This window comes from Thiobacillus denitrificans DSM 12475 (assembly GCF_000376425.1).
GTDB classification, from domain to species: Bacteria; Pseudomonadota; Gammaproteobacteria; order Burkholderiales; family Thiobacillaceae; genus Thiobacillus; species Thiobacillus denitrificans.
On sequence record NZ_AQWL01000003.1, the window covers coordinates 206,379 to 232,130 of the forward strand.

Genomic DNA, 25,752 nt, shown 5'->3' on the forward strand with positions numbered 1-25,752 from the left:
GTACTGCTTTCAGGCGGTCGAAACGTCCGCAGGTTCCCGCCAAAACAAAACCGCCCTGCACTATATCGTGCAGGGCGGTCAGGGGTGAAGCCCGGGTGTTCAGCCAATCAGCGGAACGATCAGCAGCGCCACGATGTTGATGATCTTGATCAGCGGGTTGACGGCCGGGCCGGCGGTGTCCTTGTAGGGATCGCCCACGGTATCGCCGGTGACGGCGGCCTTGTGCGCCTCGCTGCCCTTGCCACCGAAGTTGCCTTCTTCAATGTACTTCTTGGCGTTGTCCCACGCGCCACCGCCGGTGGTCATCGAGATGGCGACGAAAATGCCGGTGACGATGGTGCCGACCAGCACGCCGCCGAGCGCCTGCGCGCCGAGCGTCAGACCGACGATCACGGGAACGGCGACCGGCAGCAGCGACGGAATGATCATTTCCTTGATCGCGGCCTTGGTCAGCATGTCGACGCAGGTGCCATATTCCGGCTTGGCCGTGCCTTCCATGATGCCGGGGATGCTCTTGAACTGGCGGCGCACTTCCACCACCACCGAACCTGCGGCCCGGCCGACTGCCTCCATGCCCATGGCGCCGAACAGGTAAGGCACCATGCCGCCGATGAAGAGACCAATGATGACCATGTGGTTGGACAGGTCGAAGGTCAGAATCTGGCCGCCGGCGGTCAGGGCGTGAGTGTAGTCGGCGAACAGCACCAGGGCGGCGAGACCGGCAGAACCGATGGCATAACCCTTGGTGACGGCCTTGGTGGTGTTGCCCACGGCGTCGAGCGGATCGGTGATGTTGCGGATGGCGTCCGGCAACCCGGCCATTTCGGCGATGCCGCCGGCGTTGTCGGTGATCGGGCCGTAGGCGTCGAGCGCGACGATGATGCCGGCCATCGACAGCATGGAGGTGGCGGCGATGGCGATGCCGTACAGGCCGCCCAGTTCATAGGCGCCCCAGATGGCTGCACAGACGGCCAGCACGGGAGCGGCGGTGGACTTCATCGACACGCCGAGGCCGGCGATCACGTTGGTGCCGTGGCCGGTGGTGGAGGCCTGCGCAATGTGACGCACCGGGTTGAACTCGGTCGCGGTGTAGTACTCGGTGATCCACACCATGGCAGCGGTCAATGCAAGACCGATCAGGCTGGCGAGATACAGGTTCATCGACGAAACCAGTTGGCCATCGATCATCACGCCCTCGCCCAGCATCCAGGTGGTGATGGGGTAGAACGCGATGGCCGCGAGCACGCCCGACACGATCAGGCCACGATACAGCGCGTTCATGATCTTGCCGCCTTCGCGCGCCTTGACGAAATAGGTGCCGATGATGGAGGCAATGATCGAGAAGCCGCCCAGCACCAGCGGATAGATCACCGCTTCGGGGGAACCGGTGATCATCAGGCCACCCAGCAGCATGGTCGCGATGATGGTCACGGCGTAGGTCTCGAACAGGTCGGCCGCCATGCCGGCGCAGTCGCCGACGTTGTCACCGACGTTGTCGGCGATCACGGCCGGGTTGCGCGGGTCGTCTTCGGGAATGCCGGCTTCGACTTTGCCCACCAGGTCGGCGCCAACGTCGGCGCCCTTGGTGAAGATGCCGCCGCCGAGACGCGCGAAAATGGAAATCAGCGAACCGCCGAAGGCCAGGCCGACCAGGGCGTGGGTGGCTTTCTCGGTGGTCTCGCCCAGCCCCAGGGTGAGCACGGCATAGTAGCCGGCCACGCCGAGCAGGCCCAGGCCCACCACCAGCATGCCGGTGATGGCGCCGCCCTTGAAGGCGACGTTGAGTGCGGCGTTGAGGCCTTCAGAGGCGGCCTGTGCGGTGCGCACGTTGGCGCGCACCGAGACGTTCATGCCGATGTAGCCGGTGAGGCCGGAGAGCACGGCGCCAAGGGCAAAGCCGACTGCGGTTTGCCAGCCCAGGGTGACAAAAATCGCGATCAGCAGGATTACGCCGACAATGCCGATGGTGGTGTATTGCCGGTTCAGATAGGCGGAAGCCCCTTCCTGCACGGCCGCCGCGATCTGTCGCATTCGGTCGTTGCCGGTTGGCAGTCCCAGAATCCATTTGATGGATATGATCCCGTAGAGCAGTGCGAGTACCGCCGCCACGAGGGCAAACAGCAAACCTTCATTCATGATTTTGATCTCCTCCAAACTTTAAAAAAAAACGGCAGCACCCGCCGCCGTTCCCCCTTACCGCTACTTACCCATTGCCAGGCCGCCTTCGAAACGCGTGCCCGGTTCAAACCCGAATATCTGGTCGAGCTGCAGCTCGACGATCAATTGATCGACCGCTGCCTGCCCATGCTCGCGCTGCACTTCGGACAAGATCAGCTTGGCTGAATTGCCGTTGTAGAAGCCGCCGAAATCGGCCTGGACTTTCAGCAGTTGTTTAGCGCGGTCGAGTGTCATTGCCTTAGTGGATAGGATTCAGGCGCCAGGTTCCAGGAGTGGTGCGGGCAAAGCCCGCGCCCGAATGTATTGCGCGGCGCAGCCGCACGTCCCCTGGCCCCATGCTCATCACAGCTTGAACGTCGCCAGCTTCTTCGCCACCGCGACGTTCTTCAGCGTCACGTACACCGGCAGGCCGTCCTTGTACTTCGGATAGTCCTCGCCCTGGATCAGCGGCGTCAGATAGCGCTTGCACTTCTCCGTAATGCCGAAACCGTCCCTGGTGATGAAGTCACGCGGCATGAACTTCTCGACGTTGGCGACATCCTTCAGGTCAGCCATGCCGATCTTGTACTTGTAAGGGCTGTCGGAGAGGCGGTCGACCGTCGGCATCACCGAGTTGTGGCCCTTGATCGCCAGCTCGACGGCTTTCTTGCCCAGCTCATACGCCTGCTTCACATCCGTTTTCGAGGCGATGTGGCGTGCGGCGCGCTGCAGGTAGTCGGCGACCGCCCAGTGGAACTTGTGGCCGAGCGCGTCCTTGATCATGTTGGCGACCACCGGCGCGGCACCGCCCAGCTGCGCGTGGCCGAAGGCGTCGCGGGTGCCCTGCTCGGCGAGGAATTTGCCGTCCGGATAGTGACAGCCTTCGGAGACGACGACCGTGCAGTAACCGTGTTCCTTCACCAGCTTGTCGACGCGGGCGAGAAATTTCTTCTGGTCGAACTCGATTTCCGGGAACAGGATCACCACCGGAATGCCCTGGTCCTCGACCAGACCACCGGCGGCGGCGATCCAGCCGGCGTGGCGGCCCATCACCTCGAGCACGAATACCTTGGTCGAGGTCTTGGCCATCGAGCGCACGTCGAAGCTGGCTTCCAGTGTCGAGACCGCGATGTATTTGGCGACCGAGCCGAAACCGGGGCAGCAGTCGGTGATCGGCAGGTCGTTGTCGACCGTCTTCGGCACGTGAATCGCCTGGATCGGGTAGCCCATCTGCTCCGACAGCTGGCTCACCTTGAAGCAGGTATCGGCCGAGTCGCCGCCGCCGTTGTAGAAGAAGTAGCCGATGTTGTGCGCCTTGAACACCTCGATCAGGCGCGCATATTCGCGCTTGTTGGCTTCCAGCGACTTCAGCTTGAAACGACAGGAACCGAACGCGCCCGACGGCGTGGACCGCAGCGCGGCGATGGCGGTGGCACTTTCCTTGGTGGTATCGATCAGGTCTTCGGTCAGTGCGCCGATGATGCCGTTGCGGCCAGCGTAGACTTTGCCGATCTTGTCCTTGTGCTTGCGCGCGGTCTCGATCACGCCGCAGGCCGACGCGTTGATGACGGCGGTGACGCCGCCGGACTGCGCGTAAAAGGCGTTCATTTTCTTCGCCATGAGTGTTGTCTCCTTAGACTTTCAATTCGACGCAATAAACAGGTTTTGCATAACAAAAAGCCAGCGCGCAGGCTGGCTTGAATAATCAACTATTGCCGGCTGTCTCGCCCTCGGCCAGACGGCGGGCTTCTTCGTCGGCCTGCATTTTCAGCAGCGTGGTGACGCAGTCGCCGATGTCGTCGTATTCCTCGCGCCCGGTGCTGAAGCGATCACGGATGCGGTAGAAGAACATGCTGCGGTAGCGCGAATCGCCGGTTTTCGACAGCACGAAATGGCAGCCGCGTTCGTTCCAGTAAAAGCCCGGACACAGCGTCAGTTCGCGGTCGTCGATGTGCAGACGGATTTCGGTCTCGACGTCCTGGATCTCGACCTCGCGACCATAACGCTCCTTCACCGCGCTGGAGACGATCCAGCGTTCGGTGTCGGTCAGCGGGTGGATCTGCTGCGGCATCGGAGCGGTCAGCCTGATATCAATTAACCGAGTGCAGCGAAGATGGCATCGCGGATGCCGTCGACCTTGCCGACGCCGGCGATCTTCACGTACTTGGGTGCGCCGGCTTCGCCGCGCGCTGCCCAGTCGCCGTAGTACTTCACCAGCGGCTCGGTCTGCGCGTGGTAGACGTCGAGGCGCTTTTTCACGGTTTCTTCCTGGTCGTCGTCGCGCTGGATCAGATCCTCGCCGGTGACGTCGTCCTTACCGGCCGTCTTGGGCGGATTGAACACGACATGATAGGTGCGGCCGGACGCCACGTGGACGCGGCGGCCCGACATGCGCTTGACGATCTCTTCGTCCGCCACGTCGATCTCGACCACGTAGTCGATCGGCACGCCGGCGGCCTTCATCGCCTCGGCCTGCGGAATGGTGCGCGGAAAACCGTCGAACAGATAGCCGTTCTTGCAGTCGGCTTCGGTCAGGCGGGCTTTCACCATGTCGATGATGATGTCGTCGGAGACCAGGCCGCCGGCATCCATGATGGCTTTGGCCTTCATACCGAGCTCGCTGCCGGCCTTGATCTGCGCACGCAGCATGTCGCCAGTGGAGATCTGCGGGATGCCGTATTTTTCCTTGATGTAATTGGCTTGCGTGCCTTTGCCCGCGCCGGGGCCACCCAACAGAATCAAACGCATTGCTTAATCTCCCTTTGATATGAATATCTGAAATGTGCCAAACCGCGATAGCCTAAGCCAAGCACGGGTCAAGCAACACTTAAAAAATTTTATTGGTGGATTCAAGCGGCTGCTAGACAGCCTTGAATAGTGCGCGGACCCGCGCCAGATCCTCCGGGGTATCGACCCCCGCAGCCGGCGCGACGGGCGTGATGCCGAGGCTGATGCGGTAGCCGTGCCACAGCACCCGCAGCTGTTCGAGCATCTCGCAGCGCTCCAGCGGCGAACTGGCAAGGCCGGCATAGGTGCGCAGGAAACCTGCACGATAGGCATACAGGCCGATGTGGCGCAGCGCGCCGTATTCATGTGGCATGGGCTGCTTGTCGGCGAACGCATCGCGTGGCCAGGGGATCGGCGCACGACTGAAATACAGCGCATAGCCGGCTTCGTCGGCGACGACCTTGACGGCGTTGGGATTGACGAAGTCGGCGTGATCGTGGATCGGATGCGCCAGCGTCGCCATCACCGCGTCGTCGTGCAGGACCAGCTGACGCGCGACTTCGCGGATCAGCGCCGGATCGATCAGCGGCTCGTCGCCCTGCACGTTGACCACCAGGGTATCGTCGGGCCAGCCTAGGGTTTCGGCGACTTCGACCAGGCGTTCGGTGCCCGACCGGTGCTCCGGCGAGGTCATCAGGGCCGGGTAACCTGCGGCCTCGACCGCTTGCTGCACGCGTGCGTCGTCGGTGGCAACCACCACCGATTCGGCACCTGCCTGCAAGGCGCGCTCCAGCACATGCAGCACCATGGGGCGGCCGCTGATATCCGCCAGCGGCTTGCCCGGCAGACGGCTGGACGCATAACGCGCAGGAATGACGACGCGGAAATGCATGAGACGCTTGCCGTTATTTGCCGTGGATTTCGTCGGGTTCCAGCGGACGCGCCTCTTCCGGCAGCATCACCGGAATGTCGTCACGGATGGGATAGGCGAGACGGCATGCACGGCACACCAGTTCGTGCGCGGATTTCTTCCATTCGAGCGGGCTTTTGCAGACCGGGCACACAAGAATTTCAAGAAGCTTCGGGTTCATCGATAAGAGTCCTGTAGTTCGGAGGCGCAGCGGCCGTTTCGGACTGTTGCGACTTGCTTTGATAAAGATGGATATCGGCGACCGACAGCAGCGTCACCAGGTCGTGACCGTCGCGCGGGGCGTGGCTGACGCCCAGGCTTACCGCCATCGGCAGGCCGTTGCTGTGGCTCCAGGCTGCGGTACGCACTTCGATACGCTCGAAAATCTGGTGGACGGCGGCGGCCTCGCGCAGCGGCAGGATAGCAACAAATTCGTCGCCGCCCCAGCGTCCGCACACGCCCATATCGGCCGATTCGCTGAATATCTGCGCGAATTCGGCCAGCACGCGATCGCCCGCGCCGTGGCCATAGCGGTCGTTGACCGCCTTGAACTGGTTCAGGTCGGCAAACAAAACGGTGGCCGGGATGCTCGTATTCGTCTTGTCGAAGATGCTGTCTGCCGCAGCAAGCAGGCCGTGGCGGTTGAGCAGTCCGGTCAGCGCATCGAAGCGGCTGCGGTAATCGAGCTGGCGCCGCTGCCCCTCGATGCGCCCCATCAGGATGTAGGCGTACAAGGCCAGGGTGACCCAGAACACGCCGAAGAACACATCGCCCGCGCTGACCTCGAACCCGCCCAGGCGATAGCGCAGAGCAAAGGAGATCGCCATGCCAAGAAAAACGCCGCCCAACACCTCGGTAAACAGGCGCATGCCGTAGCGCATGCCGTTGCCCAGCAGCACCATCAGAAATGCCAGTGCGGACGGCGGAATCGGGTTGGGATCGTGAATCACGCACAGGGTGACGATCAGCAGATCGGCACTCATCGCGCTGCGGATTTTCAGCAGCGTGACACCGCGCAGCGCCTGGTGGAAGAACCCGCTGTTGAGGAAGAAATAAACGCCGAGTGCGACCAGCAGCTGCTCGATGCTGAACAGCACCGGAGGGACGCCTTCCAGCGTGGAAAAATAGATGACTGCGAGCGAAAAAAACAGATAGCGGGTGAAGAACTGGGTGACGATTTCGGACCGGTCGGGCACCCAGAAGCCGGCCTCTCCGGTCTCGGCCATCCAGCGGCAGGGATGCCGGCGATCGCCCCAGTCAGATGATTGCATCCTCATACGTTTCTCCCTTGATGCGCACGCACCGGATCTTTATTGTTTGATGCGTGCGTCCAGCCAGTCGACGAATCCGGATTCCAGGGCGACATCGAGTTCCACCGCCCACCAGTCTACCCCAGCAAATGCGCGACATTTTACCGCGTCTTTTTCCGTCATCAGCACGGCCGCGCCGGCAGGCAACTCCTGCGGCTGAAAGGCGTGATGATCGGCGAAGGCACGTGGGCTGAAACGGATGCCATGCGCCTCGAGCATGGCAAAGAATCCCTGTGGACGGCCGATGCCGGTCACGGCGAGCCAGTCGTGTGCTGGCAGTTCGCTGAGCGCTCTTTTTTCCTGCGGCGCACGCAGACGATAGGCCTGACCGGCGCTATAGTCGGCGCGCCATGCCCCGCTGAATCCCTGCGGTCCGGCGCCGCCGCGCACCACCTGGACCACGGCATCCACGCTGCGCAGCCGGCTCCGCGGCTCGCGCAAGGGGCCCGCCGGCAGCAGCCAGCCGTTGCCCAGCCCGCTCGCCGCATCGATCACCGCCAGTTCGATATCACGCTGCAGGCGGTAGTGCTGCAGGCCATCGTCGGCGACGATCACGTCCACCCCAGGATGGTGCGCCAGCAAGGTGCGCGCCGCTGCCACCCGGTCGCGCCCGACGACCACCGGCGCCGCGGTCTTGAGATGGATCAGCAAGGGCTCGTCGCCGACTTCCGCCGGCGGACTGTCGGCCTGCACGTCGACACAGCCGCGCGCCGCGCCGCCATAGCCACGACTGACCACGCCCGGGCGATACCCCCGCGCACGCAGCCAGCTCACCAGCCAGATCGTCAGCGGCGTTTTTCCGCTGCCGCCGGCGGTAATGTTGCCGACGACGAGCACCGGCACCCCCACCGCAACCGGAGTCAGCCAGCCACGGCGATACGCCAGCCTGCGTGCGCCGGAGACGACGGCAAACAGCGCGGCAAGGGGGGAGAGCAGCACCGTGAGCACGCCGGTGCGCGCCCAGAGATGCTCAGGAGGGAACATGCATGCGACCGCCTAAGGGGCGGCGGTCTGGGTGGCGAAGGTGATGCGGGTCAGCTCCACCCGGCGTGCCGCTTCCATCACGTTCACCACCGACTGATGCGCGGCGCGCGCATCAGCGTTGATCACCACTACCGGATCGTCCCGGTTGGCGGCGGCTTTTTTCAGCGCAGCGGCCAGCTCGTCGATCGAGGCCTCGCCGAACGCGGTGCCATCGATCTGGTAGCGGCCGTTTTCGGCCACTGCCACTTCGATCTGCTTGGGCGGGTTGGGCGTCTGCGCGGCGCTGCTGGTGGGCAGATTGATCTTGAGTTCGGCAAAGCGCGCGTAGGTGGTGGTCACCGCCAGGAAAATCACGATGACGAGCAGGATGTCGATGAACGGAATCAGGTTGATTTCCGGATAATCCTCACGACGGCCTCGGCGAAAATTCATGACGGCCTTACTTTCGTTCGCCGTGGACGATTTCCACCAGCTTGATCGCCTGCTGTTCCATGTCCACCACCAGCGATTCCACCTTGCTGCGGAAGTAGCGGTAGAAAATCATCGCCGGAATCGCCACGATCAGGCCGAATGCCGTGTTGTACAACGCAATCGAAATGCCATGCGCCAGCTGGCCGGGATTGGTGCCGGTTGCCGTTTGCGCGCCGAAGATTTCGATCATGCCGATGACCGTGCCGAACAGGCCGAGCAGCGGCGCCATGCTGGCGATGGTGCCGAGCGAGGTCAGGAAGCGGTCGAGTTCGTGGGTGACGGCACGTCCGGATTCCTCGATGGATTCCTTCATCACTTCGCGCGAGTTATGGGCGTTCTTCAGCGCGGTGGCGAATATCCGCCCCAGCGGGGAGCCGTCGGCCAGCCGGGCGACTAGCTCCTGCGTCACGCCGCGTTCCTGATAGACCTTGATCGTTTCCAGCAGCAGACTGGCGGGCGCTACTTCCTGGGTACGCAAGCTGTAGGCGCGTTCGATAATGATGGCGACGGCGACGACCGACGCCAGAATCAACGGCCAGACCGGCCAACCGGCCGCCTCGATGATGGCAAGCACTGAATACCACTCCCAATAAAACAACAGGCGAAATGTAGCGCCCGCGCGCCGGGTTCGGCAAGCCCCAATTGCATGGGCGGCGTTTTTGGCGTGTTGGCCGAGTTCTCCACAATTGATGTGGATAAGTCTGTGAGAAACTCCCTGCCAGTTCCCCTAAACACCCGCCCACAAAGGGAAAAGCGTTTTGGCACAAAAAGTAACCAATACGTTTTATTTTTTTATATCAATGAGTTACAAAAACACAACTATCGTCAATAGGGTTTTAAACATTTTTTGTTAGAAATTTATCGGCTGTGCATGAACCGTGCCGGGCATCAACCCGCTATCCTGCGCGCCATGGACTGGATCGACGACTTCCCGGGCGCCGCAGAATTGCCCGTGCTCACCGTAAGCGAGCTCAACCGCATGGCGCGCCGTGCGCTGGAGTCGCAATTGCCGCTGCTGTGGGTGGAAGGCGAAGTATCCAACTTCACCCGCGCCGCGTCGGGCCATTGGTATTTTTCCCTCAAGGATGCGAATGCCCAGGTACGCTGTGTGATGTTTCGCGGCCGCAACCAGTTTGCCGATTTCACCCCTGCCAACGGCGACCACATCGAGCTGCGCGCCCTGCCCTCACTGTATGAAGCGCGCGGCGAATTCCAGCTGGGCGCCGAGTCGATCCGCCGTGCGGGCGCTGGCCGACTGTATGAAGCCTTCCTCAAGCTGAAGGCCAAACTGGAAGTCGAAGGGCTGTTCGACCCGCTCAGGAAACGTGCCCTGCCCCGCTTTCCGCGCTGCCTCGGCATCGTCACTTCGCCACAGGCGGCAGCACTGCACGACGTGCTGACTGCACTGGCGCGCCGCATGCCGGGCCTGCCGGTGATCCTCTATCCCACCCCGGTACAGGGCGCCGGTGCCGGCGCGCAGATTGCCGCCGCCATCCGCACCGCCGCCGCGCGTGCCGAGTGCGACGTGCTGCTGGTATGCCGCGGTGGTGGCTCGCTGGAGGATTTGTGGGCGTTCAACGACGAAGCGGTGGCGCGTGCGATTGCCGCCAGCCCGATGCCGGTGGTGAGCGGTGTCGGCCACGAGACCGATTTCACCCTGGCCGACTTCGCCGCCGACCTGCGCGCGCCGACGCCGACGGCGGCGGCGGAACTCGCCAGCCCGCTGCGGGCTGAACTGCTGCAGCAACTGGGCCACTTGGCTCGCCAGCTGCAGCGCCACCTCGCCCGCCGGCAGCAGACCGAGATGCAGCGGCTGGATTACCTGGCACGTCGCCTGGTCCACCCGGCCGAGCAGCTGCGCCGCCGCCACATCGACCTTCACCAGTTGGCGCAGCGCCTCGGCCGCGCCAGCGCCACGCGCCTGACGACCGAACAACTGCGCATCGCGCGGCTGAGCCAACGGCTGGTGACGCCGCTTCACGCCATCCGGCGCGAGCAGCAGCGGCTGGACGCGCTAGGCGCGCGGGCCGGACGCGCGGTCGAGGGCAGCTACGGCCGGCGTCAACTCGATCTGGCACGGCTGGCCAGCAGCCTTTCCCACCTCAACCCGGAAAGCGTGCTGGCGCGCGGTTACAGCATCGTACAACTGGAAAACAGCACGGTGGTACAGGATGCCGCGACGCTTGGCGCGGGCGACACCGTCGGCATCCGTTTCCGGCGCGGACGGGCCCGCGCGCGGGTGGAGTCGACACGCGAGGATTGAGGCCGGCTACGGCCTTAAATGACGTTCCAACAGGGCCTTCGCCTGTGATTCCAGATCGGCCGCCAGACTATCCAGCATCACCGCATCGGGCCACGAGCGCAGCCAGGTGAGCTGGCGCTTGGCGAGCTGGCGGGTGGCGGCGATGCCCTGCTCGCGCAAAGCCACCGAATCAATGTCCCCGTCGAGATAAGCCCACGCCTGGCGATAGCCGACCGCGCGCATGGCGGGCAGGTCGGGCGTGAGTGCATAGCTGCGGCGCAGGGTTTCCACTTCGTCGAGCAGGCCCTCCGTCAGCATGGCATCGAAGCGCGCGGCGATGCGCTGGTGCAGCACGGCACGGTCGGACGGGATCAGGGCGAGTTGTAGCACGCGGTAGGGCAATTCGGATTGGTCCCGGTCGAGCAGCGCCGACATGGGCGTGCCGGCAAGCCGGAAAATCTCCAGCGCGCGGCCGATGCGCTGCGAATCGTTCGGTGCCAGCCGCGCGGCGGTCACCGGGTCGACCACGGCCAGCTCGGCGTGCAGTGCGGGCCAGCCGCGCCCGGCGGCCTCACTTTCCAGCTCTTTACGCAGCGCGGCATCGGCGCGTGGCAGATCGTCCAGCCCGTGCAGCAACGCGCGGAAATACAGCATGGTGCCGCCGACCAGCAGCGGCACCATGCCGCGCGCGGCGATGTCGGCCATCAGCCGCCGCGCATCATCGCAAAACGCCGCCGCCGAATAGGCTTCGGTGGGATCACGAATGTCCAGCAGATGATGCGGTGCGCGCGCCAGGGTGGCGGCATCGGGTTTGGCCGTGCCGATGTCCATGCCGCGATACACCAGCGCCGAATCGACGCTGATGATTTCGAGCGGAAAACGTTCGAGCAGGTTGACTGCAAGCGCGGTCTTGCCCGAGGCGGTCGGGCCCATCAGGAAAATGGCTGGCGGCAAATACTCAGGCATGGCGGTCGATTATGCCGCAGTCGGGCTGGCGGCAAGCAATATCAAAGGACTCGAATCGCTGCAGCGCGCCCATAAAAAACGGCGGGGAATCCCGCCGTTTCCATCGGAACCGCAGCAATCAGGCGGCGGCATACTGCGCCTTGGCCTGGCGTGCTGCCGCGATCTCGTCGGGGCCGTAGGCCTTGCCGGACCACAGCATTTCGTAGGCGATCTCCTCGTTGCCGTTCTCGCACAGTTCCAGCGCCTTTCGGAACAACGGCTGGAAGGTTTCCGAGCGGTGCGATTTTTCGTGGCTCTCGAAATCCGTCCAGAAGGTCACGATCAGCGCTTCCCTGCCCTTCATCGGGCTTTCGACCGCCTGGCCGATGGTCGAGCCTTCGTTCGACACCCGACCGGAGTTCAGCGCCACGAAGCCCCCCACAAAGCCGGTATCGGAATGATAGGTTTTGACGTTTTCGCACAGGAACGCCACGCGCTCCTGCAGGTCATCCACCGTGTATTCCGGCTTCAGAACCACGCGGTTGACTGTCACAATGCCGTCGGTCGGAAAATTAGCGATCAATCCACTCATGAGTTTCTCCTTTAATGAAGGTCAGGACTTGAACTGCACTTTCAGTCTATATACCCGAGTAAATTAGTCAACAATTTTATTCGAATATTTAATGACCCCTTCAATTAACTGTATCGATCGCGGACTTTTCAGATGTAACGCTTCTGCTCGCTGCGCCTGCCCGGCCGCTTCTTCATGATGACCACCCCCTTGGCCACGTCGACATCGGCCACCGGGATGTTCTCGTACAGCGGGTTGAGCGGTTTAAGCATCCAGCCGTCGTCGCACTTCACCAGTTGGCGAAAGATGTATTCGTCGTTCACGTAGGCCACCACGTAGGAGCCGTCCTTGACCAGCCCGGACGGCTCGACGACGATGATTTCGCCTTCCTCGAATTCCGGCAGCATGGAATCGCCCAACACCATCAGCGCATAGGGCTCGGCGCTGGAGCAGTTGCTGGCTTCGTTGATGTCCTGGATGGGAATGGTTTTGCGTTCGTTCATGGGAATCCCGTTAATACCTGACTAATTAGCTCAAGATTATAGCCAAAAGCGCCGTCCGCAAAATCAGCGGCCACGCATGAACATGGCATCCAGTTCCTTGAGACCGAGCTGAAACCAGGTCGGCCGGCCATGGTTGCACTGCCCGGCCCGCTCGGTGGCCTCCATCTCGCGCAGCAGCGCATTCATTTCGGGCAGTGTCAGATGCCGGTTGGCGCGCACCGCGCTGTGGCAGGCGAGCGTCGCCAGCAGTTCGTTGCGGCGCTCGACCAGCAGCCGCGCGACACCGAATTCGGCGACCTCGGCCAGCACCGCGCGGGTCAGTTCGACGGGATCCGCGTCCTTCAGCAGCCACGGCACCGAACGCACTGCCACCGAGGTCGGCGAGGTGACCGACAGTTCGAAGCCGATGCCGGCAAGCGCTGCCAGATGCGGTCCGATCTCCGCCACGTCGCGCGCGTCGACCGTCAGCGCCACGGGAATCAGCAGCGTCTGCGCCGGCACCGCACGGGCATCGAGCGCGGACTTGAGTTTTTCGTATACCACCCGCTCGTGCGCGGCGTGCATGTCGACCACCACCAGCCCCTGCGCGTTCTGCGCCAGCACGTAGACGCCTTGCAACTGCGCCAGCGCATAACCGAGCGGCGGCGCATCGGCGTCATCGGGAAGCGGCGCCGCCGCAGGTGCGGCAAGGCTCTCCGGCCCCTGATCCAGCAACGCGTAGAACGCCATCGCCTCGGCCACCTGCAGCGGCATCACCGCTTGCTGCGGCGCACCACCGGCTGACGGCCGGGGTGCGGGCGCAGCGATGGCGGCGGGTGCGTCGCCGGCCGCCACCGGCGCCCCCAGCAGGCGCTCGACCGCGTGATACAGGAACTGGTGTACGCCGCGGCTGTCGCGGAACCGGATTTCGGTCTTGGCCGGATGCACGTTGACGTCCACCGTTTCCGGCGGCAGTTCGATGAACAGGCAATACGCCGGGTTCAACTGATGATGCAGCACGTCGCGGTAGGCTTCCTTCAGCGCATGAACGATCAGCTTGTCGCGCACGTAGCGGCCATTGACGAACACGTGCTGGCTGTCGCGGCCGGAGCTGGCGGCGCCGGGACGGATCACCCAGCCGCTCAGCCGGAGAGCACCTGCCGCCGCTTCGACCCTAATGGCGTTCTGCTCGAAGGCTTCGCCCAGTACATGACGCACCCGCGCTTCGGCCGGCTCGGCATTCAGGCGCAGCTGCACACGGCCATTGTGCGTCAGCGTGAATCCCGTCTGTGGCTGCACCAGCGCCAGGCGGCGCACGGTTTCGGCGCAATGGGCGTATTCGGTGGCGTCGGTTTTGAGAAACTTGCGCCGTGCCGGCGTGTTGAAAAACAGATCCTGGATATCGATCGTGGTACCGCCGGCACGGGCCGCCGGTACGGGCACGGCAAGCTGTCCGCCTTCGGCCTGCAGTGCCCAGGCGTGCTCCGCATCGGCGCTGCGGCTGGTCAGCTGCACCCGCGCGATCGCGGCAATCGACGCCAGCGCCTCGCCGCGAAATCCCAGGCTAGCCACCCGTTCGAGGTCGCTCAGGCTGGCGATCTTGCTGGTGGCATGGCGAGTCATGGCAAGCGCCAGCTCGTCGCGCATGATGCCCATGCCGTTGTCGCTGACACGAATGCGCTTGATGCCGCCCTGCTCCAGCTCGATCTGAATTTCGGTGGCGCCGGCATCGAGGCTGTTTTCCAGGATCTCCTTCAGCGCCGCTGCAGGGCGTTCGACCACCTCGCCGGCGGCGATTTGCGAAATCAGCACATCGGGCAGGATGCGGATGCTCATGGCCGCTCCGCAAACGGCACGCCGCGCCGCGCCGCCATGGCACGGCCCAGCCGTTCGACATCGGCGGCGCCGAGCGCTTGCCGCGCCAGTGGCAGTACATGGGTGTTCTCGAATTCGAGATGGCTGCGATTGAGGGCAATGAAGCGGCGCGTCAGCGTCTCGTCCAGCGCGCTCGCCGCGCCCGTTCCGATCGACCGCAAGGCAGGATTCAGGCGCCGCCACAGCAGGGCCAGCTCGTCGTGTTCCAGCGTCAGGGTTTCGACCAGATCGCAGGCGCCGGGTGCGCCCGTCTGTTCCAGCAGCGGAAACAGGTTGCGTTCCTCGTCGTCGTGATGGTGCACCGCGGCAGTGTCGAAGTAAGCCAGCACCGCACGCGCGGCCTGCTGCGCCTGCACGTCGGCGCCATGGGCCGGCAGATGCGCCAGCATTTTCTCTAGGGTGTCGCACTGCCTGGCGATGCGGCCATGGCAGGCCTCAAGCACATCCAGCGGCCGGTCGAATCCCGGAGCCGTCGCACCCAGCAGGCTGTTGGTCATGGATTGCGGGTCAGCCGCGACGGCGCGGTCAGCGGGTGTTTGTCGAAGTAATCCTTGACGCCGACGATAATGGCGTCGATCAGTCGATCCTGGTAGGCGGGATCGTTGAGGCGCTTCTCTTCTTCCGGGTTGGAAATGAACGCGGTCTCGATCAGGATCGACGGAATATCCGGCGCCTTCAGTACCGCAAACCCCGCCTGTTCGACATGCGCCTTGTGCAGCGTGTTGACACCGCCGAGTTCCTTCAGCACCGCGCGCCCCAGCTTCAGGCTGTCGTTGATGGTCGCGGTCTGCGACAGGTCGATCAGGGTGCGCTTGAGAAAGGGATCCTTGACGTCGATATTGATGCCGCCCACCAGATCCGCCTCGTTTTCCTTCTTGGCCAGCCAGCGCGCCGCGACCGAGGTCGCTCCGTTCTCCGACAGCGCGAATACCGACGAGCCGCGCGCATGCGGCTTGATGAAGGCGTCGGCGTGGATCGACATGAACAGGTCGGCCTTCACCGCGCGCGCCTTGGTGACGCGCTGCGCCAGCGGCACGAAGTAGTCGCCGTCGCGGATCAGCACGGCACGCATGTTTTCCTGCGCGTCGATTTTCTGCTTGAGTTTTTTTGCCAGCGCCAGCGTGATGTCCTTCTCGCGCGAGCCGCTGGCGCCGAGCGCGCCGGGGTCTTCGCCGCCGTGGCCGGCATCGATCGCCACCGTAATCAGCCGCGCATATTGCAGCGTGGTAGGCTTGGCGAGGCCGGCCGCGCCGGGTTGCGGCGGCACGGCTGGATTTGCCTCACTATCGGCGGTCTGTGCCGGGCCGGCTTGAGCCGGATACAGGTCCACCACCAGCCGGTGGCCGTATTGCCCCAGCGGTGGCAGCTGGAACACCGAGGGTTTGACGGCGGTTTTCAGATCCAGCACCAGGCGCATCACCCCGGGACGATTCATCCCCACGCGTATGGCGCCGATATAGGGATCCTCTGCGGTCAGTTGCCCCGCCAGCGCGTCGAGCGCGGCGCCCGCCTCGATGCCATCGAGGTCGATCACCAGGCGTTCGGGGTTCGACAGCGCGAAGTATTTGTGCGCGACCGGCTGCGCCGCCTCCAGCGTGATCCGCGTGTAATCGGGCGACGGCCACAGGCGTGTGGCTGACAGTTGCAGCGCCTGGACCCAGCCCGACGCCAGCAAACCGCACAACAGGAAAATTTTCAGCAGGACGTGCAACATGCCTCCAGGTAACGGGCGCCATGCGGGCTTGCGGCTTCGCATTCGGCATCACGGCTGTCGTCCTCGATCCGCAGGCGGATCACCACATCCGGCGACGGCAACCAGCCGGCAGCCTTCTCCGGCCATTCGATCAGGCTTACCGCCTGGCCGCCGCTGATATCGCGAAACCCGGCGTCCAGCCATTCGCGCGGATCGTGCAAACGATACAGGTCGAAATGATACAGCTCAAATGCGGGCAGGCTATAGATTTCCGCCAGGGTATAGGTCGGGCTTTTCACCCGCCCGCTGTGGCCCAGTGCCCGCAACAGCCCGCGCACCAGGGTCGTCTTCCCCGCGCCCAGATCGCCTTCGAGGTAGAACGTCAGCCCGGGCGTCAGTTCACGCGCCAGTCGCGCGCCAAATGCCAGCGTCGCAGCCTCGTCGGCCAGATGGCAGCGGCATCGCACGGTATCATCGTGTTTATGCATGAACCGGATTTAAGCCGACTGGCGCAACAAATCAAGCATTGGGGGCGCGAGCTCGGCTTTGCTGCCGTGGGCATCGCCGACGGCGAACTGAGTGGCGCCGAAGCGGGCTTGCAGGCGTGGCTGGATCGGGGTTTTCATGGCGACATGGATTATATGGCGGCGCACGGCGTCAAGCGCAGCCGGCCGGCCGAACTGGTGCCCGGCACCGTCCGCATCATCAGCGCGCGGCTGGATTATTTTCCGCCTGCCGCGACCGACCCGCATGCAGTACTGGCCGACGCCGGCGCGGCCTACGTGTCCCGCTACGCGCTCGGGCGCGATTACCACAAGGTGCTGCGCAACCGCCTGCAAAGCCTGGCGGAAAAAATCGGCGCGGAAATCGGCGAACACCGTTTCCGCGTCTTCACCGACAGCGCGCCGGTGCTGGAAGTGGAACTCGCCAGCAAGGCCGGCCTCGGCTGGCGCGGCAAGCACACCCTGCTGCTGAACCGGCGGCACGGCTCGTGGTTCTTCCTCGGCGAAATCTACACCGACCTGCCGCTGCCGGTGGACGCGCCCGAAACCGTTCATTGCGGGTCCTGCCAGGCCTGCCTCGACGTCTGCCCGACGCAGGCCATCGTCGCCCCCTATACGCTCGACGCGCGACGCTGCATTTCCTATCTCACCATCGAGTTGAAGGGCAGCATCCCGCCCGAACTGCGCCCGCTCCTGGGCAACCGCATCTACGGCTGCGACGACTGCCAGCTGGTGTGCCCGTGGAACCGCTTTGCGCAGGCCGCCGCGCTGCCGGATTTTGGCGTACGGAACGGGCTGGACAGTGCGCAACTGGTGGACTTGTTTGCCTGGAGCGAAACGGATTTCAACGAGCGCCTGGCCGGCTCGCCGATCCGCCGCATCGGCCACGTGCGCTGGCTGCGCAATATCGCGATCGCGCTGGGCAACGCGCCACCCTCGCCTGAAATACAAGCAGCGCTTGGCGCACGCCTGCAGCACCCGTCCGAACTGGTGCGCGAGCACGTGGCGTGGGCGTTGCAGCGCCAGTACGCCGGGCAATAAGCAAGGCGTCGCCCCTACGAGTCCACGCGCAGTTCATCCCGCGCATGGCGGATCACCGACGCGCCCGAACTCAGCGCCAGCCCTGCCAGCACCAGCGCCACCGCGATATCCGGCCAGCCGCGCGCAGTCGCCCATACCCCGGCCGCTGCCGCCATCACTGCCAGGTTGCCGAGCGCGTCGTTGCGCGAGCACAGCCACACCGAGCGCGCCTGCGCGTCGCCCTGACGGTGAGCAAACAACAACGCCGCCACGCCGAGGTTCACCGCCAATGCCAGCAGGCTCACCCAGCCCATGATGACCGGCTCCGGCACCACGCCGGCCGACCACTGCCAGGCCGACTTGCCGAGCACGAACACGCCGTAGCCGAGCATCAGCCAGCCCTTCCACAGCGCGGTACGCGAACGCCACACCGGCGCCAATCCGAGCACGAACAGGGCGACGCCGTAGTTGCCGGCGTCGCCCAGAAAATCGACCGCGTCGGCCAGCAGCGACACCGACTGCGCTGCAAAGCTGGCAACGATCTCGACGCCAAACATCAGCGCGTTCAGCGTCAGCGCGATCCACAACGCGCGCCGGTAGCGCGGATCGGGCGGCGCCGCGTTGCACGCCGAATCGCAGCCGCAGCCGTTCATGCTGGCTGCCGCGCCGAAGAATGCAGTGCCGCGCGGCCCTGCGGGTAAAATGCCGTCTTTGTCATTGCGCCATACTGCCACTCATGTCCACGAATGCACACTCCCCCATTGGCGTATTCGATTCCGGCATCGGCGGGCTGACCGTGGTGCGCGCATTGATGGAGCGCCTGCCCTACGAGAACATCGTCTATTTCGGCGACACCGCGCGCGTGCCTTACGGCGTGAAGTCGGTCGAGACCATCGCCCACTTCACTACCCAGATCGCGCAGTTTTTGCTGGAAAAGGACGTCAAGCTGCTGGTCATCGCCTGCAACACCATGGCGGCGGTGGCAGCGCAGGTGGTCAAGGACCTGTCGCCGGTGCCGGTGCTCGACGTCATCGACGCCGGCGCGGTGTCGGCGCGCGGCGGCAAAAAAATCGGCGTCATCGGCACCCCCACCACCATCAACAGCAACGCCTACGCGCGCGCCATCCACGACTATGCGCCCGACTCGCGCATCCATTCGCAGGCCTGCGCGCTGTTCGTGCCGCTGGTGGAAGAAGGCTGGCTCGATCACGAAGTCACCCGGCTGACCGCGCAGGAATACATGAAGCCGCTGCTGACCGAGCATATCGACACCCTGGTGCTGGGCTGCACCCATTATCCGCTGCTGAAACCGCTGCTGCGCCAGGTGGTCGGCGACGGGGTCGCGCTGGTCGATTCCGCCGAAGCCATGGCCGAGCAGGTCGCCGCGATGCTGGCGGAAAAACACCTCGCCAACCCCGGTTCCGTCCAGCCGCGCTACGATTTCTACGTCACTGACGTGCCGCTCAGGTTCCAGACCATCGGCGAGCGCTTCCTCGGGCGCACGCTCAACAACGTGCATGTGGTGAAGTGGTAGCCGCAAAGCCCTGCGCATGATTCGGATCAACGCCCGGATCGAACTCGACGAGCGGGAAATCCAGGAGGATTTCGTGCGCGCCTCGGGCCCTGGCGGGCAGAACGTCAACAAAGTGTCGAGCGCCGTGCAACTGCGTTTCGACGTCGCCCGCTCGCCTTCGCTGCCCGACGCGGTGCGTGCGCGCCTCACCGCCCTGGCCGGCCGCCGCGTCACCCAAGACGGCGTGCTGGTCCTCTCAGCCGACCGCTACCGCAGCCAGCGGCGCAACCGCGACGATGCGCTGCAACGACTGATCGAGCTAATTCGCGAAGCCTGCGAAGAGGCGACACCGCGCCACGCCACCCGCCCAACGCTGGCTTCCAGAAAGCGGCGCCTGGACAGCAAGCAGCGGCGGGGCGAAACCAAGAAACTGCGTACCGTTAAACCGGGAATGGACAGCTGACCCGGCGCAAACCGCGTCCCTAGCCGAACGTCAGCCCCATCGCCTCGCGCACATCCCGCATCGTATCCCGCGCCAGCTCCTGCGCCTTTTCGCAGCCGTCGGCGAGGATGTTGCGCACCTGATCGGGGTTGTCTTCGTAGTATTGGGCGCGCTCGCGGATCGGCGCGAGTTCGGCGAGCACGGCGTCGATCACCGGCTGCTTGCATTCGAGGCAGCCGATGCCGGCGCTGGTACAGCCTGCGATAACCCATTGGCGGGTCGCGTCATCGGAATACACCTGATGGAACTGCCACACCGGGCAATTGGCCGGATTGCCCGGGTCGGTGCGACGCACGCGCGCGGGGTCGGTCGGCATGGTGCGGATTTTCCTGGCGACGGTCTCGGGATCTTCGCGCAGGGCGATGGTATTGCCGTAGGACTTGGACATTTTCTGCCCGTCCAGTCCCGGCATTTTCGACGCCTCGGTCAAGAGCGCGTCGGGCTCGGCGAGGATCATCTTGCCGGAGCCTTCCAGATAGCCGAACAGTCTTTCGCGGTCATTCATCGACAGGTTCTGCGCGTCGTTGAGCAGCGCCTGGGCGGATTCCAGCGCCTCGTCGTCGCCCTGTTCCTGATAGGCGGTGCGGCACTCCTCGTACAAGCGGGCCTTCTTCGAGCCGAGCTTCTTGACCGCAGCGCGCGCCTTGTCCTCGAATCCCGCCTCGCGGCCGTACATGTGGTTGAAACGGCGCGCCAGTTCACGGGTGAATTCAATATGCGGAACCTGATCTTCGCCAACCGGCACCCGGTTGGCGCGGTAGATCAGGATGTCGGCGCTCATCAACAGCGGATAGCCGAGGAAACCGTAGGTCGAGAGATCCTTGCTGGCCAGCTTCTCCTGCTGATCCTTGTAGGTGGGCACGCGCTCCAGCCAGCCGAGCGGCGTCATCATCGACAGCAGCAGATGCAGCTCGGCATGCTCGATCACGCGCGACTGCACGAACAGCGTGGCCTGCGCCGGATCGATCCCCGCGGCGAGCCAGTCGACCACCATGTCGCGCGCGTTATCCTCGATCACCTGCGGCGTATCGTAATGCGTGGTCAGCGCGTGCCAGTCGGCGACGAAAAACAGGCACTGGTACTCATTCTGCAGGCGCAGCCAGTTTTTCAGGACGCCATGGTAGTGGCCCAGGTGCAGGCGCCCGGTGGGGCGCATGCCGGAGAGAACGCGGTCGGAATACATGGTTAGAGGCTAGGGGGCTGGGGATTTAAAGGCTGGAAGTCAGGACAGCACGACCTGGATCAGGCCGATCAGTTGCACGGGATCGAGACCGGTGACGAGCGCGGTCAGTCCGACGAACAGGCTGATCAACGGCCACAGGATGATGCCAAGGATACCGGTGAACAGGAGGCCTAGCAAAATGAACAGTCCATACGGCTCGATGCGGGCGAACTGCATGGCCTGCTTCACCGGCAGCAGGCTGACGGCGATGCGGCCGCCGTCGAGCGGCGGCAGCGGGATGAGGTTCAGCGCCATCAGGATGACATTGATGAACACGCCCGCCGCCCCCATCAGCATCAGCGGCTCGCTGGCAAAACCGCTGCCGAGCGCGTGGCCGAGCTGGATCATCAGTCCCCAGAACACCGCCATGACGAGGTTGATGCCGGGGCCAGCAGCCGCAACCCACAGCATGTCCTGCTTGGGGCGGCGCAAGCGGGAAAAATTAACCGGTACCGGCTTGGCCCAGCCGAACAAAATCGCACCGCCACCCAGCAGCTTGCTGGTCAGGAGAATCACCAGCGGCACCAGGATGGTTCCGACCGGGTCGATATGCTTGAGCGGGTTGAGTGTGATGCGCCCCGCTGCCGCCGCCGTCATGTCGCCGAAGTGGCGCGCAACATAGCCGTGCGCCGCTTCGTGCAGGGTGATTGCGAAGATCACCGGCAACGCGAACACGGCAACTTTTCCGATCAGGGTAAGCTCCATTTTGGGTCAGGACTCAAAGTCCGAGGTATCGCCCTTGCCAAAGCGCAGCACGGTGGGTGTATCACCAGTCAGATCAACCACGGTGGTCGGCGTCAGACCGCAGGCACCGCCGTCGATGACCAGGTCGACCAGGTGCTCCAGGCGTTCACGGATTTCCCACGGCTCCGTCAGCGGCACATCTTCGCCGAACAGCAGCAGTGTCGAAGACAGGATGGGCTCGCCCAGCTCGGTCAGCAACGCCTGCACAATGGGATGCGCGGGGACACGCAGGCCGATGGTGTCGTGCTTCTTGTGCAACAGGCGCTTCGGCACCTCGCGCGTGCCGCGCAGGATAAAGGTGTAGGCGCCCGGGGTATGCGCCTTCAGGAAACGGAACTGGGTATTGTCCACCTGGGCATAGCGCCCGAGTTCGGACAAGTCGCGGCAGATCAGTGTGAGGTCATGCCCGCTATCGAGTCCGCGCACCGACAGCAGCCGCATCGCCGCTTCCTTGTCGCCGATCTTGCAACCCAGCGCGTAGCACGAATCGGTGGGATAGACGATCACGCCGCCACGCTTGAGGATATCCACTGCCTGCTGGATCAGCCGGGGTTGCGGATTGTCAGCATGAATATTGAAGAATTGCGCCATAAATGCTCAGGCCAGAGAAGAAGAAAAATGGGCTGCCAGCTCCGGCCAGCCCTGCCACACCGGCCGGCAATAATGCGGCAGCGCAGGCAGGTGACCGATATCGGCACCCTCGCCCGGTGCATGAAAATCCGCCCCACGCGAGGCCTTGAGGCCGAATGCGCGTGCCAAGTCGGCAAACTTGCCGTATTCGGTGGGATGATGGCCGCCGCAGATGACTTCGATGCCTTCGCCGCCCAACGTGCGGAAAGCATCCAGCAACAGGTGCAATTCGCGTGCGTTGAACGCATAACGCCCGGGATGCGCGATCACCGCCATGCCGCCACTGGCACGGATCCAGTCGACGGCGTTTTCCAGCGTGGCCCATTCGTGTTCGACGTAACCGGGATTGCCGCGCGTAAGAAAACGCTTGAACGCAGCACGCATGTCGGGTGCGTGGCCCTGCGCCACCAGCCAGCGCGCAAAATGGGTGCGTCCCACCAGTTGCTTGTTGGCCGCGTAGTCACAGGCGCCCTCGTAGGCGCCGACGATGCCGGACTGCGCCAGGTCGTCTCCCATCCGCCGGGCGCGCTCGACGCGCCCTTGGCGGATGCCGTGCAGGCCGGCAGCCAGTACGGGATGCCGCGGATCGATGCGCAGACCGATGATGTGCACGGTCTGCCCTCCCCAGCTCACCGAGATTTCGACGCCCGGGATCAGTCTCAGCCCCGCCGTCGCCGCCACCGCCTGCGCAGCGGCAATTCCCGCCACATCGTCATGATCGGTCAGTGCGAGCGCGTGCACGCCATTCGCCACGGCGCGGGCGACGACTTCGGCGGGGGACAACACGCCGTCAGACATATTGGAATGGCAATGCAGATCGATATTGAACATCGATGATCGGGGTCGGGCGGCTAGGGCCAAAAGCGCTTGGTCAGGAGGGGGAATCATAGCAAAATACGCAGTCACCCGAATTGCAGGCGTTGCCAAGCACCAAAGATAATGAAGAAATTGCTGTTTGACCTCTTCCCCATCATCGTCTTCTTCATCGCCTACAAAATAGGCGATGCCAATGCCGAAGCCACGCGCACCTTCCTGGCAAGCCTCGGCCTGCCGCAGCCGCTGGGCGCCAGCGAAAAACCCGGTATCTATCTCGCCACGCTGGTGGCCATCGTCGCCAGCTTCGGACAAATCGGCTGGGTCAAACTGCGCGGCCACAAGGTGGAAACCATGATGTGGGTCAGCCTCGGCATCATCGTGCTGTTCGGTGGCGCCACCCTATGGCTGCACGACGAGAGCTTCATCAAATGGAAGCCGACCGTGCTGTACTGGATTTTCGCCGCCGTCATTTTTGGCGCTGCCGCTTTGGGCCGCAACGTCATCAAAAGTTTAATGAACGCGCAGATGGAACTTCCTGACCCTGCCTGGAGTCGGTTAAACGCGAGTTGGGGCGGATTTTTCGCCTTCATGGGGGTTGCAAACCTGTTTGTCGCCTTCAACTTCTCGACCGATGCCTGGGTCAACTTCAAGCTGTTCGGCAGCCTGGGGCTGATGCTGGTGTTTGTGATCGGCCAAAGCATGATGCTGACCAAATATATGGATAAGGAAGAAAAGCAATAATGTTCTATGCCATCGTTGGCCAGGACGCACCCGACAGTCTCGCCAAGCGGCTGGCCTCCCGCCCCGCGCACCTTGAGCGCCTGCATGCCTTGCAGCAGGCGGGACGTCTGCTGCTGGCCGGGCCCTTTCCCGCCATCGACAGCAATGACCCTGGTGCAGCCGGCTTTACCGGCAGCCTGATCGTCGCCGAATTCGACTCGCTGGCCGACGCGCAGGTGTGGGCGGATGCCGACCCTTATGTGGCCGCTGGCATCTACGCCGCGGTCAGTGTCAAACCGTTCAGAAAAACCTTGCCTGCATGAGTACAGCCGATATGATCCGCCAGCGCCTCGTCGCGCTGGAACCCGAAACCTACACCCTGGAAGACGAAAGCGACCAGCACAAGGGGCACGCCGGCGCCGCCTCCGGTGGCGGACATTTCCGTCTCACGCTGGTGTCATCCAGATTCCGTAACCTCTCCACCCTCGCTCGCCACCGGCTGGTGTATGAAGCCATGGGCGAGCTCATGCAGCGCGAGATTCACGCGCTGTCGATCACTGCCTTAACTCCGGAAGAACTCTGAAAGGAATCCGCATGCGTCTTGCCCTTCTCCCCGCCCTGATCCTGCTGGCCCTCACCCCGCTGGCGCAGGCGCAAACTCCGGCCCCCGCGACACCCGCTCCAGCTGCAGCCTCCGACAAGCCGCTGGCCGTGGTCAACGGCAAGGAAATCCCCGCCTTGTACGGCGATCTGGTCAAGCGCGAAATGGCCCAGGGCCAGCCCGATACCCCGCAGCTCGATGCGCGCGTGCGCGAATCGCTGATCACCCTGGAACTGCTGTCGCGTGCCGCCACGGACAAGGGACTCGACAAGGAGCCGCAGCTCGCCGCGATACTGGATATCCGCCGCAAGGATCAGCTGGCCAAAGCCTATCTGGATGATTACGTCAAAACCCATCCGGTGAGCGACGCCGAAATCCAGGCCGCCTACGACAAGGCCAAGGCCGAGCCCGTCGAGCCGGAATACCGCGCGCGCCACATCCTGGTGAAAACCGAAGCCGAAGCGAAAAAGATCATTGCCGATCTCGGCAAGAAGGCCAAATTCGAGGATCTCGCCAAAAAGCAATCGAAAGATACCGGTTCAGCCAAGAACGGCGGCGCCCTCGACTGGTCCGACCGGCGTGCGTTCGTACCGGAATTCTCCGACGCCCTGGCCGGTCTGAAAAAGGGTGAAACCACAAAGACGCCGGTGAAGACGCAGTTCGGCTACCACGTCATCCGCCTCGACGACACGCGTCAACCGCAGCTGCAGCCGCTGGATGCCGTACGTGGAGAAATCGTCAAGCAGTTGCAGCAGCAGCGCATCCGCGACGCCGTCACGGCAGTTCGTGCCAGTGCAAAAATCGAGTAATCCGCTAATAATGACTCAAGCGGGGGCCTGCCCCGCCTTTACCTGACAGGGAGCCAAACATGGCCAGCAAAGAATACAACCACCTGCAAGACGTTTTTCTCAACACTCTGCGCAAGGAGCGCATTCCGGTGTCGGTCTTTCTTGTCAATGGGATCAAGCTGATGGGGCGGATCGAATCGTTCGATCAGTTCGTGGTGCTGCTGAAAGGCCAGGATCAGGCCGCGCAGATGATCTTCAAGCATGCCATCTCGACCATTTCGCCCTCGCGCGAAGTGGTGCTGCCGCAGCGCGACGCCGAGGCCTGA

32 protein-coding genes are annotated in these 25,752 nt (G+C 63.7%); 9 read left to right on the forward strand and 23 right to left on the reverse strand.

Features of this window, described 5'->3' with window-relative positions:
* Positions 1-99: 99 nt before the first annotated feature.
* The 11 genes from B059_RS0105585 to B059_RS0105635 form a co-directional block, all read right to left on the reverse strand.
* Complete coding sequence (locus B059_RS0105585; RefSeq protein ID WP_026177326.1) at positions 100-2,136, reverse strand: sodium-translocating pyrophosphatase; 2,037 nt, start codon at positions 2,134-2,136, stop codon at positions 100-102.
* A gap of 63 nt (positions 2,137-2,199) precedes the next feature.
* Entirely contained in the window at positions 2,200-2,412 is a 213-nt protein-coding gene (locus B059_RS0105590; RefSeq protein ID WP_018077262.1) for a hypothetical protein, read from the reverse strand.
* A gap of 108 nt (positions 2,413-2,520) precedes the next feature.
* Entirely contained in the window at positions 2,521-3,777 is a 1,257-nt protein-coding gene (locus B059_RS0105595; protein ID WP_018077263.1) for a 6-phosphofructokinase, read from the reverse strand.
* Between the two features lie 85 nt (positions 3,778-3,862).
* Positions 3,863-4,228 carry a hypothetical protein gene (locus B059_RS0105600; protein ID WP_018077264.1) on the reverse strand — a complete coding sequence of 122 codons (366 nt, stop codon included), beginning with the start codon at positions 4,226-4,228 and terminating at the stop codon, positions 3,863-3,865.
* A 23-nt stretch (positions 4,229-4,251) separates the two neighbouring features.
* Positions 4,252-4,905 carry an adenylate kinase gene (gene adk, locus B059_RS0105605; protein ID WP_018077265.1) on the reverse strand — a complete coding sequence of 218 codons (654 nt, stop codon included), beginning with the start codon at positions 4,903-4,905 and terminating at the stop codon, positions 4,252-4,254.
* Positions 4,906-5,017: 112 nt separating this feature from the next.
* Positions 5,018-5,776, reverse strand: coding sequence for a 3-deoxy-manno-octulosonate cytidylyltransferase (kdsB, locus tag B059_RS0105610; RefSeq protein ID WP_018077266.1), 759 nt, complete (start codon positions 5,774-5,776; stop codon positions 5,018-5,020).
* 13 nt (positions 5,777-5,789) lie between these two features.
* Positions 5,790-5,975, reverse strand: coding sequence for a Trm112 family protein (locus tag B059_RS0105615; protein WP_018077267.1), 186 nt, complete (start codon positions 5,973-5,975; stop codon positions 5,790-5,792).
* Complete coding sequence (locus tag B059_RS0105620) at positions 5,956-7,071, reverse strand: GGDEF domain-containing protein (RefSeq protein ID WP_026177327.1); 1,116 nt, start codon at positions 7,069-7,071, stop codon at positions 5,956-5,958. The genes B059_RS0105615 and B059_RS0105620 overlap by 20 nt, the downstream gene beginning before the upstream one ends.
* A gap of 33 nt (positions 7,072-7,104) precedes the next feature.
* Positions 7,105-8,088, reverse strand: coding sequence for a tetraacyldisaccharide 4'-kinase (lpxK, locus tag B059_RS0105625; RefSeq protein ID WP_018077269.1), 984 nt, complete (start codon positions 8,086-8,088; stop codon positions 7,105-7,107).
* A 12-nt stretch (positions 8,089-8,100) separates the two neighbouring features.
* Positions 8,101-8,520 carry an ExbD/TolR family protein gene (locus B059_RS0105630; RefSeq protein WP_018077270.1) on the reverse strand — a complete coding sequence of 140 codons (420 nt, stop codon included), beginning with the start codon at positions 8,518-8,520 and terminating at the stop codon, positions 8,101-8,103.
* A gap of 7 nt (positions 8,521-8,527) precedes the next feature.
* A complete protein-coding gene (locus B059_RS0105635) occupies positions 8,528-9,133 on the reverse strand; it encodes a MotA/TolQ/ExbB proton channel family protein (protein ID WP_018077271.1) in 606 nt (201 codons plus the stop codon).
* A 336-nt stretch (positions 9,134-9,469) separates the two neighbouring features.
* Between B059_RS0105635 and xseA the strand changes: the two genes are divergently transcribed.
* Complete coding sequence (gene xseA / locus B059_RS0105640; protein ID WP_018077272.1) at positions 9,470-10,822, forward strand: exodeoxyribonuclease VII large subunit; 1,353 nt, start codon at positions 9,470-9,472, stop codon at positions 10,820-10,822.
* Positions 10,823-10,828: 6 nt separating this feature from the next.
* Here xseA and miaA read toward each other — a convergent pair whose 3' ends face one another.
* The 7 genes from miaA to tsaE form a co-directional block, all read right to left on the reverse strand.
* Positions 10,829-11,767: a tRNA (adenosine(37)-N6)-dimethylallyltransferase MiaA gene (miaA, locus tag B059_RS0105645; RefSeq protein ID WP_018077273.1), complete on the reverse strand. Its 939-nt coding sequence runs from the start codon at positions 11,765-11,767 to the stop codon at positions 10,829-10,831.
* A 118-nt stretch (positions 11,768-11,885) separates the two neighbouring features.
* Complete coding sequence (locus B059_RS0105650) at positions 11,886-12,338, reverse strand: hypothetical protein (RefSeq protein ID WP_018077274.1); 453 nt, start codon at positions 12,336-12,338, stop codon at positions 11,886-11,888.
* A 128-nt stretch (positions 12,339-12,466) separates the two neighbouring features.
* The gene (locus B059_RS0105655; RefSeq protein WP_018077275.1) at positions 12,467-12,820 is read right to left on the reverse strand and encodes a S24 family peptidase; all 354 of its coding nucleotides are present in this window, start codon (positions 12,818-12,820) and stop codon (positions 12,467-12,469) included.
* Positions 12,821-12,883: 63 nt separating this feature from the next.
* Entirely contained in the window at positions 12,884-14,635 is a 1,752-nt protein-coding gene (gene mutL / locus B059_RS0105660) for a DNA mismatch repair endonuclease MutL (protein ID WP_018077276.1), read from the reverse strand.
* Complete coding sequence (locus tag B059_RS0105665) at positions 14,632-15,171, reverse strand: hemerythrin domain-containing protein (RefSeq protein WP_018077277.1); 540 nt, start codon at positions 15,169-15,171, stop codon at positions 14,632-14,634. The genes mutL and B059_RS0105665 overlap by 4 nt, the downstream gene beginning before the upstream one ends.
* On the reverse strand, positions 15,168-16,388 hold the full coding sequence (locus tag B059_RS0105670) for an N-acetylmuramoyl-L-alanine amidase (RefSeq protein ID WP_018077278.1): 1,221 nt from the start codon (positions 16,386-16,388) through the stop codon (positions 15,168-15,170). The genes B059_RS0105665 and B059_RS0105670 overlap by 4 nt, the downstream gene beginning before the upstream one ends.
* Complete coding sequence (gene tsaE, locus B059_RS0105675; RefSeq protein WP_018077279.1) at positions 16,370-16,855, reverse strand: tRNA (adenosine(37)-N6)-threonylcarbamoyltransferase complex ATPase subunit type 1 TsaE; 486 nt, start codon at positions 16,853-16,855, stop codon at positions 16,370-16,372. The genes B059_RS0105670 and tsaE overlap by 19 nt, the downstream gene beginning before the upstream one ends.
* On the opposite strand from tsaE, the gene queG reads away from it, so the two are divergent.
* Positions 16,850-17,911, forward strand: coding sequence for a tRNA epoxyqueuosine(34) reductase QueG (queG, locus tag B059_RS0105680; RefSeq protein WP_018077280.1), 1,062 nt, complete (start codon positions 16,850-16,852; stop codon positions 17,909-17,911). The two genes, tsaE and queG, sit on opposite strands and share 6 nt — an antisense overlap.
* Before the next feature lie 14 nt (positions 17,912-17,925).
* On the opposite strand, the gene B059_RS0105685 is transcribed toward queG, so the two are convergent.
* Entirely contained in the window at positions 17,926-18,624 is a 699-nt protein-coding gene (locus B059_RS0105685) for a cation efflux transmembrane domain-containing protein (protein ID WP_018077281.1), read from the reverse strand.
* A gap of 2 nt (positions 18,625-18,626) precedes the next feature.
* Here B059_RS0105685 and murI point away from each other — a divergent pair, with 2 nt between their 5' ends.
* Positions 18,627-19,424, forward strand: a complete 798-nt coding sequence (gene murI, locus B059_RS0105690; RefSeq protein ID WP_018077282.1) for a glutamate racemase — start codon at positions 18,627-18,629, stop codon at positions 19,422-19,424.
* A 16-nt stretch (positions 19,425-19,440) separates the two neighbouring features.
* Positions 19,441-19,866, forward strand: a complete 426-nt coding sequence (gene arfB / locus B059_RS0105695) for an alternative ribosome rescue aminoacyl-tRNA hydrolase ArfB (protein WP_018077283.1) — start codon at positions 19,441-19,443, stop codon at positions 19,864-19,866.
* A gap of 19 nt (positions 19,867-19,885) precedes the next feature.
* Here arfB and B059_RS0105700 read toward each other — a convergent pair whose 3' ends face one another.
* The 4 genes from B059_RS0105700 to B059_RS0105715 are packed head-to-tail and all read right to left on the reverse strand — an operon-like array spanning position 19,886 to position 23,332.
* On the reverse strand, positions 19,886-21,088 hold the full coding sequence (locus tag B059_RS0105700) for a tryptophan--tRNA ligase (RefSeq protein ID WP_018077284.1): 1,203 nt from the start codon (positions 21,086-21,088) through the stop codon (positions 19,886-19,888).
* A gap of 39 nt (positions 21,089-21,127) precedes the next feature.
* Complete coding sequence (locus B059_RS0105705) at positions 21,128-21,832, reverse strand: site-2 protease family protein (protein ID WP_018077285.1); 705 nt, start codon at positions 21,830-21,832, stop codon at positions 21,128-21,130.
* Positions 21,833-21,838: 6 nt separating this feature from the next.
* Positions 21,839-22,462, reverse strand: a complete 624-nt coding sequence (locus B059_RS0105710; RefSeq protein ID WP_018077286.1) for an L-threonylcarbamoyladenylate synthase — start codon at positions 22,460-22,462, stop codon at positions 21,839-21,841.
* A gap of 6 nt (positions 22,463-22,468) precedes the next feature.
* Positions 22,469-23,332: a 3',5'-nucleoside bisphosphate phosphatase gene (locus B059_RS0105715; protein ID WP_018077287.1), complete on the reverse strand. Its 864-nt coding sequence runs from the start codon at positions 23,330-23,332 to the stop codon at positions 22,469-22,471.
* Between the two features lie 108 nt (positions 23,333-23,440).
* Here B059_RS0105715 and B059_RS0105720 point away from each other — a divergent pair, with 108 nt between their 5' ends.
* The 5 genes from B059_RS0105720 to hfq are packed head-to-tail and all read left to right on the forward strand — an operon-like array spanning position 23,441 to position 25,752.
* Positions 23,441-24,058: a septation protein A gene (locus tag B059_RS0105720; protein WP_018077288.1), complete on the forward strand. Its 618-nt coding sequence runs from the start codon at positions 23,441-23,443 to the stop codon at positions 24,056-24,058.
* Complete coding sequence (locus B059_RS0105725) at positions 24,058-24,360, forward strand: YciI family protein (RefSeq protein WP_018077289.1); 303 nt, start codon at positions 24,058-24,060, stop codon at positions 24,358-24,360. The genes B059_RS0105720 and B059_RS0105725 overlap by 1 nt, the downstream gene beginning before the upstream one ends.
* A complete protein-coding gene (locus B059_RS0105730) occupies positions 24,357-24,620 on the forward strand; it encodes a BolA family protein (RefSeq protein ID WP_018077290.1) in 264 nt (87 codons plus the stop codon). Before B059_RS0105725 ends, B059_RS0105730 begins: the two co-directional genes overlap by 4 nt.
* An 11-nt stretch (positions 24,621-24,631) precedes the next feature.
* Positions 24,632-25,447, forward strand: coding sequence for a peptidylprolyl isomerase (locus tag B059_RS0105735; RefSeq protein ID WP_018077291.1), 816 nt, complete (start codon positions 24,632-24,634; stop codon positions 25,445-25,447).
* 59 nt (positions 25,448-25,506) lie between these two features.
* The gene (gene hfq / locus B059_RS0105740; RefSeq protein WP_018077292.1) at positions 25,507-25,752 is read left to right on the forward strand and encodes an RNA chaperone Hfq; all 246 of its coding nucleotides are present in this window, start codon (positions 25,507-25,509) and stop codon (positions 25,750-25,752) included.

Coding starts and splice junctions, on each gene's coding strand:
- B059_RS0105585 (WP_026177326.1), bottom strand. CDS start 2,136: ATGAATGAAGGTTTGCTGTTTGCCCTCGTGGCGGCGGTACTCGCACTG.
- B059_RS0105590 (WP_018077262.1), bottom strand. CDS start 2,412: ATGACACTCGACCGCGCTAAACAACTGCTGAAAGTCCAGGCCGATTTC.
- B059_RS0105595 (WP_018077263.1), bottom strand. CDS start 3,777: ATGGCGAAGAAAATGAACGCCTTTTACGCGCAGTCCGGCGGCGTCACC.
- B059_RS0105600 (WP_018077264.1), bottom strand. CDS start 4,228: ATGCCGCAGCAGATCCACCCGCTGACCGACACCGAACGCTGGATCGTC.
- adk (WP_018077265.1), bottom strand. CDS start 4,905: ATGCGTTTGATTCTGTTGGGTGGCCCCGGCGCGGGCAAAGGCACGCAA.
- kdsB (WP_018077266.1), bottom strand. CDS start 5,776: ATGCATTTCCGCGTCGTCATTCCTGCGCGTTATGCGTCCAGCCGTCTG.
- B059_RS0105615 (WP_018077267.1), bottom strand. CDS start 5,975: ATGAACCCGAAGCTTCTTGAAATTCTTGTGTGCCCGGTCTGCAAAAGC.
- B059_RS0105620 (WP_026177327.1), bottom strand. CDS start 7,071: ATGAGGATGCAATCATCTGACTGGGGCGATCGCCGGCATCCCTGCCGC.
- lpxK (WP_018077269.1), bottom strand. CDS start 8,088: ATGTTCCCTCCTGAGCATCTCTGGGCGCGCACCGGCGTGCTCACGGTG.
- B059_RS0105630 (WP_018077270.1), bottom strand. CDS start 8,520: ATGAATTTTCGCCGAGGCCGTCGTGAGGATTATCCGGAAATCAACCTG.
- xseA (WP_018077272.1), top strand. CDS start 9,470: ATGGACTGGATCGACGACTTCCCGGGCGCCGCAGAATTGCCCGTGCTC.
- miaA (WP_018077273.1), bottom strand. CDS start 11,767: ATGCCTGAGTATTTGCCGCCAGCCATTTTCCTGATGGGCCCGACCGCC.
- B059_RS0105650 (WP_018077274.1), bottom strand. CDS start 12,338: ATGAGTGGATTGATCGCTAATTTTCCGACCGACGGCATTGTGACAGTC.
- B059_RS0105655 (WP_018077275.1), bottom strand. CDS start 12,820: ATGAACGAACGCAAAACCATTCCCATCCAGGACATCAACGAAGCCAGC.
- mutL (WP_018077276.1), bottom strand. CDS start 14,635: ATGAGCATCCGCATCCTGCCCGATGTGCTGATTTCGCAAATCGCCGCC.
- B059_RS0105665 (WP_018077277.1), bottom strand. CDS start 15,171: ATGACCAACAGCCTGCTGGGTGCGACGGCTCCGGGATTCGACCGGCCG.
- B059_RS0105670 (WP_018077278.1), bottom strand. CDS start 16,388: ATGTTGCACGTCCTGCTGAAAATTTTCCTGTTGTGCGGTTTGCTGGCG.
- queG (WP_018077280.1), top strand. CDS start 16,850: ATGCATGAACCGGATTTAAGCCGACTGGCGCAACAAATCAAGCATTGG.
- tsaE (WP_018077279.1), bottom strand. CDS start 16,855: ATGCATAAACACGATGATACCGTGCGATGCCGCTGCCATCTGGCCGAC.
- murI (WP_018077282.1), top strand. CDS start 18,627: ATGTCCACGAATGCACACTCCCCCATTGGCGTATTCGATTCCGGCATC.
- arfB (WP_018077283.1), top strand. CDS start 19,441: ATGATTCGGATCAACGCCCGGATCGAACTCGACGAGCGGGAAATCCAG.
- B059_RS0105700 (WP_018077284.1), bottom strand. CDS start 21,088: ATGTATTCCGACCGCGTTCTCTCCGGCATGCGCCCCACCGGGCGCCTG.
- B059_RS0105705 (WP_018077285.1), bottom strand. CDS start 21,832: ATGGAGCTTACCCTGATCGGAAAAGTTGCCGTGTTCGCGTTGCCGGTG.
- B059_RS0105710 (WP_018077286.1), bottom strand. CDS start 22,462: ATGGCGCAATTCTTCAATATTCATGCTGACAATCCGCAACCCCGGCTG.
- B059_RS0105715 (WP_018077287.1), bottom strand. CDS start 23,332: ATGTTCAATATCGATCTGCATTGCCATTCCAATATGTCTGACGGCGTG.
- B059_RS0105720 (WP_018077288.1), top strand. CDS start 23,441: ATGAAGAAATTGCTGTTTGACCTCTTCCCCATCATCGTCTTCTTCATC.
- B059_RS0105725 (WP_018077289.1), top strand. CDS start 24,058: ATGTTCTATGCCATCGTTGGCCAGGACGCACCCGACAGTCTCGCCAAG.
- B059_RS0105730 (WP_018077290.1), top strand. CDS start 24,357: ATGAGTACAGCCGATATGATCCGCCAGCGCCTCGTCGCGCTGGAACCC.
- B059_RS0105735 (WP_018077291.1), top strand. CDS start 24,632: ATGCGTCTTGCCCTTCTCCCCGCCCTGATCCTGCTGGCCCTCACCCCG.
- hfq (WP_018077292.1), top strand. CDS start 25,507: ATGGCCAGCAAAGAATACAACCACCTGCAAGACGTTTTTCTCAACACT.